This is a genomic window from Aneurinibacillus danicus, from assembly GCF_007991215.1.
Lineage (GTDB): Bacteria > Bacillota > Bacilli > Aneurinibacillales > Aneurinibacillaceae > Aneurinibacillus > Aneurinibacillus danicus.
On record NZ_BJXX01000085.1, the window covers coordinates 28,876 to 42,186 of the forward strand.

Here is a 13,311-nt window from a genome sequence, read left to right on the forward strand (position 1 = left end):
GCTTTCTCCTAAAATCGAGCAATGCCTGCTCTATTTCTCTTTATTGTAAAACAAAGCAAGAACAAAGTAACGAGATTTTTTAATCTGCACAGGGCCAGTCTACCGGGGTGGACAATCTCATACAATAGCAAAGAAGAGATAAGGAAAGAAGGGTGAGAAGATTTCAACGTGGAAAAAAGAGGATTCTTTTTTCTTCTTTGAATCTTCTTTCCTCATAATTTTCACAGAAGAGAGGTGAGAAGCACGAAGACGAAACATTATACCCTGGCCCGGTGGAAGGCAATCCTGCAGGTGGGGTTTACGTATATTGGAACGATTGTTGGCGCCGGATTCGCGAGCGGGCAGGAAATCTTTCAGTTCGTCACCCGTTACGGCAGCAAAAGCGTGCTGATTATCGCGGTTAGCGTACTGCTGTTTATCCTCGCAGGAGCTAAAATCATGCTGCTCGCCCACAGCATTGGCGCGTCTTCTTATCACCAGTTTAACCAGTATGTATTCGGCAGCCGAGCCGGTTTCTGGATTAACACGTTCACACTGCTTACACTGCTCTGTACGACCGGTGTGATGCTGGCAGGGAGCGGAGCCTTGTTCGCACAGCAACTCGGGGGATTTTACCAGGCCGGCGTCATCGCGACAGCTTTGCTCGTCTACTTTATTACCTCGCGCGGCATGCACGCCATTATGACTGTCAATACATTGGTCGTTCCTCTTATGCTCGGTTTTACCGTATTGATTGGCATACGCACATTTATAATGAATGGTATGGATTTTCCTCCGTTCAACGGCTCTATCAACGCAGCAGGCTGGGCACTCTCCCCCTTCCTCTATGTTGCATTTAACCTCTCGCTCGCGCTGGCCGTGCTTGTGCCGTTGGGCAGCGAAATGCAGGATCGCCGGGTTTTGATAGGAGGAAGCGTGGTAGGCGGTATCGGGCTTGGCATCCTGCTTCTGCTCAGCAATTATGTGCTGCTCGTCCACAGTGCTGATGCCCTGCGGGCAGAGGTGCCAATGGCCATGATTGTCTCTTTGCTGGGTCCATTTGTGCAATGGATGTTCAGCCTTATTATTCTGGGAGAAATTTTCACGACATTGGTCGGCAACGTATTCGGCTTAACGCGACAATTGCAGGTTTTTCCTTCCTTTCAGGTAGACTCCCGTTTCATTATCGTCGGACTGCTGATGGTCTGCTATATCATCAGTCAATTTGGTTTTTCTACACTTGTACACCACCTTTATCCGCTGTTTAGCTATCTCGGAGCAGGAACACTGCTCATGATTTTTCTTACTAAACACAAACCGTCAGGATAAACAAAAATGCGAGAGGCTCATACAACCTCTCGCATTTTTCTCTCTATTTGATATACGAAGCCAGATAGGCAGCCGGACCCTGTACAATAACAGGCTCTTTCTTCGGATCCAACCATCTCAGCACGGCCAGCAGATTTGACTCGGACAATGCGACGCATCCGGCCGTATAACTTTGCGGGCTGCGCCAGATATGCATAAAAATCGCGCTCCCCTTGCCGGGAACGACCGGATTATCATTATATCGGATAACAAGAGCGTATTTATAAAGAGGAATAGCCAGACGCTCAAAGGATTTCCACCTTTTTTTAGGATCACCGCCGTAATGCACCCATGTATTGTAATCCGGGGATGTCTTGTCGTCCACCCAATAGTCTTGGCGCGTAACCGGGCGGTATGGCAGCGTTACGCCTCCGGGCTTTACTGCCGTGCCGAATGCGGTGCCGATTTTATAAATCCCGGCGGGTGACTTGTAGTCGCCCTCTTTTTTATCCTCCGGCAGCGCAAATCCATTCTTCCCTACCACGGCAGGCATCGGCGAAAACGCCGACAGCCATTTTCCGCCTGCTTTCTCAAAGGCCTGAAGACGAGCCTGGCGGCTTTTCCAATCGGGCGTTGTCACCACGATAATCTGCTTTACTTCTTTATCGGGTCCGGAAGAAACGGCAAAATGCTCGATGGGCCTCTCTTCACTTCGTCTATTTTCTTCCATGCAATCGTTCTTTGCTTGCATAACATCCTGCCCCCTTCTTTTCACACAAAAAATCAAAACAACAAACTTTGTATATAGTATGTTTTTGATAGAAGGGGGGCAAAGAAAAATAAACCTGGATTTTGAAGAATAAAAGAGACACAGTTGATTCGTAATCGAATCAGCTGTCTTTTTATGGGACCGTTTTTATTTATAATCAAAGCCTTGCTTATCCAGCATCGGACGTACTTTCGGATAATAGATTTGCTTATAGAAGGAAGAAACAGTTTGTGACCAGTTGCGTGATTCCTGGCCGCCGGTCCGCTCTCTCATATAATCTGCCATCTGTTTGTCATACTTCTCAATTAAGCCGCGCAGGTCCCGATTATACGCTTCATGATGGTATACGGCTTCACGCGGCAGACGCGGTTTCAAAGCGGACGGATCTGCCGGATGCCCGACCACCAATCCGGCCACCGGAAACACATACTCCGGAATATCCAGTAACTCTATAAGCTCCTGCGGATTTCGGCGCGCGCCGCCGATCGGCACGATGCCAAGTCCCATCGACTCGGCTGCGGTAATCGCATTGCTCATCGCAATGCCGACATCGGACGCCCCTACGATGATAGATTCAACGCTGTCTGTTATCACTAATTCTTCGCCGTTTAATTCTGCTGCAATCTTTGCGCGGTAAAAATCAGCGCAGAACAGCAGGAATACAGGCGCCTGATCAACCCACGCCTGATTGCCGACCAATTCGGCAATCTTCTTTTTCTTAACCGGGTCTTTCACGCAGATGACCGTTACATGCTGTCCGTTAATGGAAGTGGGCGCAGCCTGCACTGCATCCATAATGGCGTTCAACTGTTCATCGTTCACCGGTTCGTTTGTATAGCTACGAATGGAACGATGATTGGTCATCACTTTTAGTACGTCATTCATACTGCCTCGCCTTCCTTTCCTCTTGCAATGTATAAAACCATACTAAATAACACAACTTACATTAGTCAAGGTGCGAACTTTTTGTAACCGATTAAAAATGGCGCCTGCAAACTCTTTCGCAGGCGCCGTCCCTATTATACCCATTCCATATTAGATAAAATTCTATTCATAAAACTGCCAATCCTTCCACTTTTGGTTCTACATTAGATAACGCAGGTAAACATAAACCGTCGAAATGATAATGGACAAAATCATCAGCGGAAAGCCCACCATCATAAATGTAACAAACGAAATATGATGACCTTCTTTCGCCGCCATCCCTGCCACGATGACATTCGCGCTTGCACCGATTAGCGTACCGTTACCGCCCAGACATGCGCCAAGCGCCAGGGACCACCAGAGCGGTTCTAAGTCAGAAATGCCGATCTTGCCCATCTCCTGAATCATCGGAATCATCGTCGCAACGAACGGAATATTATCAACAAACGCAGACGCGATAGCGCTCATCCAAAGGATTAACATGGCTGTTGCTGTTACATCGCCGTCCGTCAACTCAATAGCCTGTTGCGCAAGCTTGGCGATAACGCCCGTTTCCACCAATCCTGATACCAGCACGAACAAACCGACAAAGAAAAAGATTGTTGTCCACTCCACGCGGGTCAACGCTTCTTCAAGATAATGCTCACCTGTAATAAGCAACAGCAGGAAAGCCCCCGTCAGCGCCACGGTCGCCGACTCAATATGCAACGCCTGATGGGCGAAGAACCCACCAATGGTCAGCGCCAAAATTACCAGACACTTCTTCAACAGCGTCGGGTCGGAAAGCTCGTCTTCCGCACTCATATGCATCAATTCTTGCTTCAGTTCCGGTGTCGTCTTTAACTGCTTGCGGTACCAGACGGCGAGAATGCCAACGGTAACCAGCAAAATAACAATGACAACCGGTGTAAGATTAATAATAAAAGCGGCGAACGTTAATTCTTTGACTGCGCTTCCAATCATAATGTTCGGCGGATCACCAATTAATGTAGCCGTACCTCCGATATTGGACGTAAATACCTGCGTCAGCAAATACGGCAGGGGCGATACACGCAATTGGCGCGTAATACTGAATGTTACCGGTACCATCAAGAGAACCGTTGTAACATTGTCAAGGAAAGCGGACGCCGTAGCGGTAATGAGTCCTAGCGCTACAAGAATGCGCACCGGATCCCCCTTTGCTTTCTTGGCCGCCCAAATCGCTATATACTTAAAAAGGCCGGTCTGCGCAGTAATCGTTACAATGATCATCATGCCTGTCAGCAGTCCCAGCGTATTGAAGTCGACATGATGCAGGGCCGTTTCCTGATCGACAATTCCGAATACAATCATCAGCGCCGCACCGAGCATTGCCACAACGGTACGGTGGATTTTTTCCGAGATGATGAGCGCATACGTAAGTAAGAAAATAACGATGGCGTAAATCGCTTGCTGTTCCATATGTCCCTCCTAAACCCCGATGAAAACCTTATATTATAACCAGGTACTTATTATACTCTATATAAAGCCCGGAATAAATGCGTTTATTTTACAAAAGCGTTATGATTGCAAAAAAAAAGAACAGTCTATATTGTCTAACGAATGTTCTCGGCCGAAGCTTTTTTCATATTTTGTTCGCAAATTATAGTATAGTAGAAAATAGGCTTTTATTTTTTATCATTGTCGGAGGGATAATATGGAGCAAATCAGTATAGAGATGCTGCTGTTTCTTATGGCGGCCGGCTTTCTCGCATCATTTATCGATTCGGTCGTCGGCGGCGGAGGCTTGATTTCGATTCCGGCGCTGCTGTTAACGGGGCTTCCGTCTACGGTCGTGCTCGGAACCAACAAGCTGGCAAGCACGATGTCTTCGTGCACGAGCACAATTTCATTTATCCGTTCGGGCAAAGTGAATGTCCGAATGGTAGCGTGGCTGTTCCCGCTTTCACTTATCGGATCTGCGGCGGGCGCATATACGGTAACGAAGATTCCACCCGAATTCCTTAAGCCGCTCGTTGTCGTTCTGTTAATTCTGGTGACGATTTATACACTCATAAAGAAAAATTGGGGCAGCGAGTCTACCTACAAAGGCGTAACCAAGCGTATTGTGTTCTTCGCGGTTATGACAGCGCTTGTTATCGGGTTTTATGACGGATTTTTCGGACCCGGCACAGGCTCGTTCCTTTTATTCGCTTTTTTGCTGATGGGATTTGATTTCGTCGGATCGGCGGGCAATGCGAAAGTGCTTAATTTCGCAAGTAATATCGCCGGGCTGGCTATGTTTGCAGCTCTCGGATCGGTGAATTATGAATACGGCATCCTAATGGGCATCGCCATGATCGCGGGCGCTATCCTCGGTTCACGGATCGCCATCCGCAAAGGGGCCAGCTACGTAAAACCTCTGTTTATCAGCGTGACCGCCCTGTTGATCGGCAAACAGCTCTGGGATATGCTGCACTAAAAATGCATGTACTGCTCAAATAATAACGGAGCTTCCAGCAGAATAGGCTGATTCTGATTATAAATCATATCAAACTGTGCGAGCGGTACCGGATTGACGCCTATCCCCACTTCAATCGTATACCCCGGACGGCGGTACTGCTGAATGAACCAATCTTTATAGCCTGCGAAACTGTCCGCCGTATGTATGGGTGTATACGTACTTACCGTCTGCATCCTGCGGACAATTTCCTCGCTGCCCTTGGGCTCCATATGTTGAAAACCCCAGAAAATTTCCTGTCCTTGTGCATGGTACGCCAGTACTCCAAGAAAATTCCGCTCGTTTGTAAATTCGTAAACCGCCTGCGCTTCCGGCTCAGACAACGGATGCCGGCCGCCATAATGGCGGGGAGCAGGTGCCTTCGGGCTTGTTTTTGCCTCTTCCTCCCACAATGCCGGCCACTGATGGTTCAAGTCAACACCGCGAATGTTAGCTGTCCATCCTGTAAAATTGTGCGTTCCGTTGTTGATTGCCATCACTTCCTGATAGTATGGGTGCGAACATTCAATTCCAAGCAATGACAGCTCTACCCCGTCCGGGTTTACCATCGGCATCACCCATACGCTAAACCGGTGCCACCACTCCTCAATATCGTACCCGCGTAGCGTCTCTTTTTGCGCATAGGCACGTGCCATGTCTTCCACAAATTTCATAAGTACGGACGCCGTAATCCACTCATTGGCATGCCATGCACCGCTGTAAAACGCCTCTTTTGGCCCCTGTCCCAACCGAATAGCATACAAAGGTTTCCCCATAACAGAATGCCCGATTGTTCGGATCTGCAGAAACGGATACCGTCCTTTCAGCATGGCTGCGTTCCGGGTAAGATCATACGGTGTGTACTCTGCATCTGTATCCACAATACGTTCTGTGTGAACGTGAGGAATCACCAGCACCGTACCTGATATAAGTTCCGCTTCCGGCGCAAGACTTTTAAGCGACGGGTTTGCTTCCTGTAAATCCTGCGGTGCTACACCGAAGTTCTTCGCAATACAATAAAGAGTATCACCGGACTGTATTTCATAGGAGACAACCGCTTCAGGCACTGTCACCACCTGGCCGGGAATTAGATACGTGCGCCGCATAAGCGCCGGATTAGCGCTGAGCAGGGCTGTCACGCCAATACCAAAACGATTCGCTATTTTTAGCACCGTATCCCCTTTTTGCACTACATAACGCATACATGTACCTCCTCCCTATTTGCGAACCCCGATTAAAATACAGACCATACCAATAAGAATCCATAAGACCTTTGCGAAGCTAATCCGGTCCGCCATCCCCATTAACCCGATAGTGGTCGTCAGCAAAAGCACCGGAGGTCCGACTAGCACCAGGCTAGAATTGATGAGCAGCGCCTTCTCCACTTCGTTGAATTTAATGATTAACAGTGCGGCCAAAATTTCAAGCGAACCTGAGATTAGACGCAATGACGCCATACCGATAATCGCTTTTTCAAGCATGCGTATCCCTCCCCTCTTTTCAACGTATGCATGTACAACATGGAATATATCCGGGGAAGGGAACGCCCATATTTTATCCGGCATACTATAAACACATAAAACCGAAGGGAAAGAGGAAGAGAGAACCATGAGGATTGAAATCGTGCAGACAATCGAAGAGATCCGGCAGGAGCAAATTGTGGGGCGAACAGTCGTTGTCATCGATGTACTGAAAGCAGCAAGCACAATTGTGGCTGCGCTGGGGGCAGGCTTCACCTCCGTTCTTCCCGTTGAAACGATTGGGCAGGCGCAAGGACTGCGCACAGAAGGGGTCATCTGTGCCGGGGAAAGGCACGGAAAAAAAGTGGCAGAATTTGAATACAGCAATTCCCCTACCGCATTCCGCGCTTTTAAGCAGCCCGGTAAACAGCTTGTGCTAACAACCACTGACGGAACCATCGCCATCAGTAAGGCGGCACGTGCCGCACATGTATTTGTCGGATGCTTCCTTAACGCAGAGGCCTGCATTCGGGAAGCCATCAAGCGACAATTAGACATCACGCTGTATTGTGCGGGTACGCGCCATGAATTCGCGCTTGAAGACGGATTGGCCGCCGGGCTGATGGTGCATCGAGCCCGTCAGCTTCTTCCCTCAAGCAAAGTATGCGATCTAGGCATAGCACTTGAAGCAAGCTATTTACAGCTTGGCGGCGCGCTTCCCGGGCTTCTGCTTAAGACCGCAACAGGAAAACGCCTTGCCCAGCAGCATGGAGAGGAAGATGTGCTTTATTGCGGCCAACTCAACGAATTCGATATTGTACCGACCCTTGTAAATAAATACCTTACCAAAGCTACCATATAGTTTCACATATTTTATGTAAAAAATTGAACGCTCAAAGAAAAATATGTTAAGATCATATTACGTTTATCCTATAAATTTGGAGACGAGCATGGCGCCGTATGGCGTATGCTCCATTTTTATGCCTGTATATTCAAATCACTCAGTAAGTAGAAAAGAGGTTATTCATTTTGAAACACCAAAAAAAATGGCTGGCAGCAATTCTGCTCTCGACATCCCTTACGGTCGGATGCTCGTCCGAACCGGCAAACCAGCAGTCTTCCGGAGGCCCAGACGTCAGCCAGACCGCCAAACAGGAGAAATCGGACGTCAATTCGCCGAATGATCGCCTCGGGGGGTAAACCCTCTCGGGTAGGGGTCAGGCCCCAAACGGATGCTCATATTTAGCGTGTTTACCATAAGTAGTATTATTGGGAATTTTCGCTTATTTTACAGGGTCTTTTTGCAAGTAAATGGTGTTTTCTTCAGGAATAAATTTTGCAACATATGTTTTTCTTTCAGTTTGGGGTAGCTGAATTTCTGTGCCAACTTCTATATGGTAAAAGTAATTTGATGAAAATGACGTTAAGCCTCTACCTAGTGCAATTTCAGAACGATGCGCTGTATAAATAATGGTAATAGTATTATCATTAATAAATCCACCAAAAGACCAAGTGGCTTTCCATTCACCTACGCTTCCTTCAAAAAGAATATTTCCTGGCTTAAAAGATAGCATTTTTCATCACCGCTTTATTTTCTCTCTATTTTTAATTTTTTTCCGAAAAAAGAAAATATTGTTTTGTTTTTAGTAATGGATTTTTGATTTAAAATTAAATGTCACTGATAATATAATGAAAATATCATAAAACCCAAATAATTTATCAAATAATAAAAAGGGTTCAGTAACATTTTGCGGGGTATCCAACAAAATTCGACATAGTCGTTACAGTAAACACCTGTAAGAGAAAGTGGATGTCGAATTGTGGGTCAGGCTAATTTTTGATGGATGCGCTCTTGGTACTTTCACCACCAAGTTAGTGCTGTCTTCTGTTCTTTCATCTCCATTCGTCCCTACAACGAGTGAACAGAATAGCCAAAACCTTGTTTATTCATAGCCCGAAGTTGGTTATTCTTCCCTTCCGTTTTGGCGTTGGAGATTTTGCATATAAAACGGTTCATGATTTCTGGAAGCCAATTCCATATTGTTTTTAGCAACTTGTGGAATGACTCTAAGGAAGTAGCTAGCACTTCACGTTCCCATTCGGCCAGAAGTGAAAGTGCATCTTCGTAATCTCGACAACGGTACAAGGCTCTAAGCTTTTGGTGGAGGGAGATCGCTTGGGCTAATTCTGGCATGGATTGTTGCCATGCTTGCAATCGTTCCCCTTCTTCTGGCGTTAGTTCTTCAATGGGCTTTGAGAACAAATCCTTATCTTGCTTTAATGCAAGCGATTGTTCCTTGCTTACCTTCGCTTGGACTTTTTTGCGAACCTCATCTACGGCTTTGGTGGAAGCCTGCACGACATGAAAGGCGTCGATCACGACGAGCACATGTGGTAATGCCGTCTCAATCGCTGTCTTGTAAGGTTCCCACATATCAATCGCAATACCAATGATGCACTCAGGTATGGAAAAACTTTGTAGAATCGAGATCACGTCTTCTTTTTTGCGAGTATCGTGAATGAGCAATAACTGAGGACGCCATGGAACGGTCAGATCGTACACGACCAAACGATAGCTGCCCTTGCCTTTGGCCAAGCTAATTTCGTCGATTCCCATAAAAACAGGCGTGGTTTTTTCCCCGACATCACGGCCTGAGCGGCTTGATCATAACGGCGGAGATGAACTTTGACATTTTGTCCGCTGCGCCCAAAGGCTTCGCCAACTGCTTGAAAGGTGCTATCGCTGATGGAGTACAATAAAGCGGTTCTTCCTGATTCCGTCAGTCGCTGATACGGCTTCAGCCAAGAAAGGCGTTCCATGAATGTACGGTGGCAGCCATTACATTGAAATCGTCGATGAATGAAATAGTCAGAGATGGGTGTGCCGTTATAGGTTCCTGAGATTACCACTTTCGGATGATATTCATGAACCGTAGTTGTCCAAGTGCTGCAATGCGGACAATACGTCCCGTCGTTCGTAAATATAAGTAGACGGTGTAATCGAGCATCCGGGTATCCAAAAGGAATTTCTTCTTGATGAACAATGCGGTAAGGAACTGTTTTCGATTCAGCTTCAATGGTATAATGGTTAAGCATCCAAATCATCCTTTCGTAAAGGGAAGTAGGGGTACTTACCCAATACGATGATGATTTGGATTTTCCTTTTTTGTCCACTATGTCGAACTATGTTCCCCATGAATTGTTGCTGAACCTATATTTTTAATACATATTATATGGTAAAATTATACATTATAAAGAAGTAGTTTAAATATATTAGCAATAAATTCAATTATTACAAATTTATGAATTTTATTTTTCTCCACCATAAACCATGCTTGACTGCTATATATACAAGGGTTGTTGGGATGGGTAACGGAATGCTTTTAGCGATCATTGAGCGAAAGGGAACGGCCTACACTTCCTAGCAGAGCGTAACGAAGTGACATGCCTATTCCTTCTCCATTTCCCATCACCGCACTTTGTGTACATGTCAAACGGTCAAGCATATTTTTTGGTGTTGAGCCAATTTTATAGATACTGATCACCTCGGGGGTAACCCCTCTCTGGTAGGGGTCAGACCCCGAACGGATGCTCACTCGTCGAAAAGAATGGTTTCAGATATTTTTTGACCTAGCGGAGTAACAATCCCATCCATGCTTATAGAATTTTTCTCCTGACGATAAGCTGTAAGATCTTGTTCACTTTTCTTATTGGCCCATTGCTTAAGAGTGTCGCGATTACCCTGATATGAGAAGAAAGGCACGCTAAAACCACATGAAGTTTTCACCGCATGTATAGTAGCACTAATAATTTGACGTACGCCCGGAAAAAGATTAAAATTTTTGGTTAACTCGTTCCATTCATCCGTATCGGGTAGTATTACACGCCCGATCCCGTATAGACGCAGAATCATCGGAGGACCTTCAAAAGAAACAAACATGAATGTGATTCTACCATTGTCTTTAATATGCGCACTCGTTTCATTGCCGCTGCCTGTCAGGTCTAAGTAGGCAACTTCTGTAGGTGAAAATATGCGCAATACATCATATCCCTTCGGGGAAATGTTCACGTGACCCTCTGCATCTAAAGGAGCTGAACCAACAAAAAATATTCGTTGCTGCTTAATAAACTTTTCATGCTCTGGAAGTATAGCCGAAAAAAGTTTTCCCACTATGATCACCTCATAGTAAGATATCTTAGCTCTATTATAGTTTTTTCCATTGAAAAATAATAACTCAAAAAACATAATATATAGTTGTATATATCAGTCATTAACACCTGTATATAGTATGTTTTTCGTGGGCATGACCTTTTTGGGGGCGAATCATAGATTTTATGTAAAAAATTGAACGCTCAAAGAAAAATATGTTAAGATCATATTACGTTTATCCTATAAATTTGGAGACGAGCATGGCGCCGTATGGCGTATGCTCCATTTTTATGCCTGTATATTCAAATCACTCAGTAAGTAGAAAAGAGGTTATTCATTTTGAAACACCAAAAAAAATGGCTGGCAGCAATTCTGCTCTCGACATCCCTTACGGTCGGATGCTCGTCCGAACCGGCAAACCAGCAGTCTTCCGGAGGCCCAGGCGCCAGCCAGACCGCCAAACAGGAGAAATCGGACGCCAATTCGCCAAAAGTGCGGGCAGCGCTGGCCACCACTGTCGCTCCGGGTAAAGACGGCGCAATGGAAGTAACCAATATGCTCGACACGCTTGTCGTCGTCAACAAGAAGCGCAATCTCAAGCCGGAGTACGAGCCGCCGGACCTGGTTCAACCGAATGTTCCGTTTTCATTTGAAGGCAAAAGCCCGAAAAAGCTTATGCGAAAAGAGGCGGCCCGCGCGCTTGAGAATCTGTTCGCCCAAGCCAGGCAGGACAATATTGACATTGTCGGGCAATCCGCCTATCGCAGCTACGATACACAAGAAGCTATTTTCAAGCGTCTTGCGCAAAAATACGGCAGCGAGGAAAAAGCCAACACCGTTAGCGCTCATCCCGGACAGAGCGAACATCAGACCGGACTTGCGATTGACATTACGAGCAAACGCGTCGGCTATACGCTGGAAGAAAACTTCGGTGACACGCCGGAAGGCAAATGGCTCGCCAAAAACGCGGCAAAACACGGATTCATCATCCGTTACCCGAAAGGCAAAGAAGCCGTGACAGGCTATTCATACGAGCCTTGGCACATACGTTATGTGGGCAAGGAAGCCGCAGAAGAAATCACACGTAAAGGCATCACGCTCGAAGAGTACTTGTCACAATAACTCCTTATCTTTTGGAAGAGAGATGTGCTATCGTACAATAGGAAGGTTTTTATCGTTTTTACGTTTACCGAAAGGAAAGGTGTGGCAAAATGAGCACAAAGCCATTTAATGATAATTTTTTAAAAGCCTGTCGTGGAGAAGCGCATGCCCATGTACCTGTTTGGTATATGAGACAAGCAGGCCGCTACCAGCCTGAATATCGAAAGATTCGCGAGAAATACTCGCTATTTGAAATTACGCACCATCCGGAAGTATGCGCGGAAGTTACTATGCTTCCCATCCGGCAGTTAGGCGTAGACGCGGCCATTTTATTTGCCGACATTATGACGCCGATGCCGGCCATGGGTGTGAATGTTGAAATCAAATCCAGCATCGGCCCGGTCATCGACCATCCAATTACCTGTCGGGAAGACGTCGAGAAACTGCAACCGCTTAATCCGACGGAAGATGTGCCGTATATTCTCGATACGATTAAACTGCTGCGCGAACAACTGCCGGTCCCGCTTATCGGATTCGCAGGCGCACCGTTCACGCTGGCCAGCTATTTAATTGAAGGGGGCCCTTCGCGCAATTACTATAAAACGAAAGCGTTCATGCATTCCAACCCGGAAACGTGGCATCTGCTAATGGATAAACTGGGCGAGATGACGATCGCTTATCTGCAGGCGCAAATCCGTGCAGGCGCTCAGGCAGTACAGGTATTCGATTCGTGGGTAGGTGCATTAAATGCCCAAGATTATGCGACATTCGTCGCTCCGATTATGAACCGTATTTTCTCCGCTCTTAAAGAAGAGGAAGCACCGAAGATTATGTTCGGTGTCGGGGCCGGCCACCTGCTTCAAGAATGGAACAAGCTGCCGCTTGATGTTATCGGACTCGATTGGAGAACAAGCATTGCTTCGGCTCGCCAGCAGGGCGTCACCAAGACGGTTCAGGGCAACCTCGATCCCGGTCTTCTGCTCGCTGATTGGCCGCAGCTCAAGCAAAAAGTGAAAGAGATTTTGGATCAAGGAATGGAGACTCCGGGGTTCATTTTTAACCTTGGACACGGTGTGTATCCGCAAGTGAAAGTTGAAACTCTACAGCGCTTAACCGCGTTTATTCACGAATATTCAACAGGAAAATAATAAAAAAGCGGGGC

At 46.6% G+C, this 13,311-nt stretch carries 14 protein-coding genes; 5 read left to right on the forward strand and 9 right to left on the reverse strand.

Annotated elements, in window-relative coordinates:
• Window positions 1-234 precede the first annotated feature (234 nt).
• Complete coding sequence (locus tag ADA01nite_RS10385; RefSeq protein WP_146809895.1) at window positions 235-1,308, forward strand: YkvI family membrane protein; 1,074 nt, start codon at window positions 235-237, stop codon at window positions 1,306-1,308.
• A gap of 43 nt (window positions 1,309-1,351) precedes the next feature.
• Here the strand turns inward: ADA01nite_RS10385 and ADA01nite_RS10390 are convergent, their stop codons facing one another.
• The 3 genes from ADA01nite_RS10390 to ADA01nite_RS10400 all read right to left on the reverse strand — a co-directional run bounded on the left by ADA01nite_RS10390 (window position 1,352) and on the right by ADA01nite_RS10400 (window position 4,420).
• Window positions 1,352-2,038, reverse strand: coding sequence for a L,D-transpeptidase family protein (locus ADA01nite_RS10390; protein ID WP_246147297.1), 687 nt, complete (start codon window positions 2,036-2,038; stop codon window positions 1,352-1,354).
• Between the two features lie 165 nt (window positions 2,039-2,203).
• Window positions 2,204-2,941, reverse strand: a complete 738-nt coding sequence (locus ADA01nite_RS10395) for an NADPH-dependent oxidoreductase (RefSeq protein ID WP_146809896.1) — start codon at window positions 2,939-2,941, stop codon at window positions 2,204-2,206.
• A 198-nt stretch (window positions 2,942-3,139) separates the two neighbouring features.
• The gene (locus ADA01nite_RS10400; protein WP_146809897.1) at window positions 3,140-4,420 is read right to left on the reverse strand and encodes an ArsB/NhaD family transporter; all 1,281 of its coding nucleotides are present in this window, start codon (window positions 4,418-4,420) and stop codon (window positions 3,140-3,142) included.
• A gap of 235 nt (window positions 4,421-4,655) precedes the next feature.
• Here ADA01nite_RS10400 and ADA01nite_RS10405 point away from each other — a divergent pair, with 235 nt between their 5' ends.
• Window positions 4,656-5,420: a TSUP family transporter gene (locus ADA01nite_RS10405; protein WP_146809898.1), complete on the forward strand. Its 765-nt coding sequence runs from the start codon at window positions 4,656-4,658 to the stop codon at window positions 5,418-5,420.
• Here the strand turns inward: ADA01nite_RS10405 and ADA01nite_RS10410 are convergent.
• Together ADA01nite_RS10410 and ADA01nite_RS10415 are read right to left on the reverse strand one after the other, a co-directional pair.
• The gene (locus ADA01nite_RS10410; RefSeq protein WP_146809899.1) at window positions 5,417-6,640 is read right to left on the reverse strand and encodes a M14 family metallopeptidase; all 1,224 of its coding nucleotides are present in this window, start codon (window positions 6,638-6,640) and stop codon (window positions 5,417-5,419) included. The two genes, ADA01nite_RS10405 and ADA01nite_RS10410, sit on opposite strands and share 4 nt — an antisense overlap.
• Before the next feature lie 15 nt (window positions 6,641-6,655).
• Window positions 6,656-6,919: a YqhV family protein gene (locus tag ADA01nite_RS10415; RefSeq protein WP_146809900.1), complete on the reverse strand. Its 264-nt coding sequence runs from the start codon at window positions 6,917-6,919 to the stop codon at window positions 6,656-6,658.
• Between the two features lie 127 nt (window positions 6,920-7,046).
• Here ADA01nite_RS10415 and ADA01nite_RS10420 point away from each other — a divergent pair, with 127 nt between their 5' ends.
• Entirely contained in the window at window positions 7,047-7,760 is a 714-nt protein-coding gene (locus ADA01nite_RS10420) for a 2-phosphosulfolactate phosphatase (RefSeq protein WP_146809901.1), read from the forward strand.
• 421 nt (window positions 7,761-8,181) lie between these two features.
• Here the strand turns inward: ADA01nite_RS10420 and ADA01nite_RS10425 are convergent, their stop codons facing one another.
• From ADA01nite_RS10425 to ADA01nite_RS10440, 4 genes are all read right to left on the reverse strand, one after another.
• Window positions 8,182-8,472 (reverse strand): hypothetical protein, encoded by a 291-nt coding sequence (locus ADA01nite_RS10425; protein ID WP_146809902.1) that lies wholly within the window; start codon window positions 8,470-8,472, stop codon window positions 8,182-8,184.
• A gap of 335 nt (window positions 8,473-8,807) precedes the next feature.
• Window positions 8,808-9,494: a transposase gene (locus ADA01nite_RS10430; protein WP_170230222.1), complete on the reverse strand. Its 687-nt coding sequence runs from the start codon at window positions 9,492-9,494 to the stop codon at window positions 8,808-8,810.
• Window positions 9,449-9,994, reverse strand: coding sequence for a hypothetical protein (locus tag ADA01nite_RS10435; protein ID WP_146809904.1), 546 nt, complete (start codon window positions 9,992-9,994; stop codon window positions 9,449-9,451). The genes ADA01nite_RS10430 and ADA01nite_RS10435 overlap by 46 nt, the downstream gene beginning before the upstream one ends.
• Window positions 9,995-10,490: 496 nt before the next feature.
• Window positions 10,491-11,069: a pyridoxamine 5'-phosphate oxidase family protein gene (locus ADA01nite_RS10440; RefSeq protein ID WP_146809905.1), complete on the reverse strand. Its 579-nt coding sequence runs from the start codon at window positions 11,067-11,069 to the stop codon at window positions 10,491-10,493.
• A gap of 318 nt (window positions 11,070-11,387) precedes the next feature.
• Here ADA01nite_RS10440 and ADA01nite_RS10445 point away from each other — a divergent pair, with 318 nt between their 5' ends.
• Both ADA01nite_RS10445 and hemE read left to right on the forward strand, forming a co-directional pair.
• Window positions 11,388-12,170: a M15 family metallopeptidase gene (locus ADA01nite_RS10445; protein WP_371863552.1), complete on the forward strand. Its 783-nt coding sequence runs from the start codon at window positions 11,388-11,390 to the stop codon at window positions 12,168-12,170.
• Between the two features lie 89 nt (window positions 12,171-12,259).
• A complete protein-coding gene (gene hemE / locus ADA01nite_RS10450) occupies window positions 12,260-13,297 on the forward strand; it encodes a uroporphyrinogen decarboxylase (RefSeq protein WP_146809906.1) in 1,038 nt (345 codons plus the stop codon).
• Window positions 13,298-13,311 lie beyond the last annotated feature (14 nt).

Bases quoted from the DNA above. Each gene is read 5' to 3' on its own strand.
- ADA01nite_RS10390 (WP_246147297.1), bottom strand. From the start codon at position 2,038: ATGCAAGCAAAGAACGATTGCATGGAAGAAAATAGACGAAGTGAAGAG.
- ADA01nite_RS10395 (WP_146809896.1), bottom strand. From the start codon at position 2,941: ATGAATGACGTACTAAAAGTGATGACCAATCATCGTTCCATTCGTAGC.
- ADA01nite_RS10400 (WP_146809897.1), bottom strand. From the start codon at position 4,420: ATGGAACAGCAAGCGATTTACGCCATCGTTATTTTCTTACTTACGTAT.
- ADA01nite_RS10405 (WP_146809898.1), top strand. From the start codon at position 4,656: ATGGAGCAAATCAGTATAGAGATGCTGCTGTTTCTTATGGCGGCCGGC.
- ADA01nite_RS10410 (WP_146809899.1), bottom strand. From the start codon at position 6,640: ATGCGTTATGTAGTGCAAAAAGGGGATACGGTGCTAAAAATAGCGAAT.
- ADA01nite_RS10415 (WP_146809900.1), bottom strand. From the start codon at position 6,919: ATGCTTGAAAAAGCGATTATCGGTATGGCGTCATTGCGTCTAATCTCA.
- ADA01nite_RS10420 (WP_146809901.1), top strand. From the start codon at position 7,047: ATGAGGATTGAAATCGTGCAGACAATCGAAGAGATCCGGCAGGAGCAA.
- ADA01nite_RS10425 (WP_146809902.1), bottom strand. From the start codon at position 8,472: ATGCTATCTTTTAAGCCAGGAAATATTCTTTTTGAAGGAAGCGTAGGT.
- ADA01nite_RS10435 (WP_146809904.1), bottom strand. From the start codon at position 9,994: ATGCTTAACCATTATACCATTGAAGCTGAATCGAAAACAGTTCCTTAC.
- hemE (WP_146809906.1), top strand. From the start codon at position 12,260: ATGAGCACAAAGCCATTTAATGATAATTTTTTAAAAGCCTGTCGTGGA.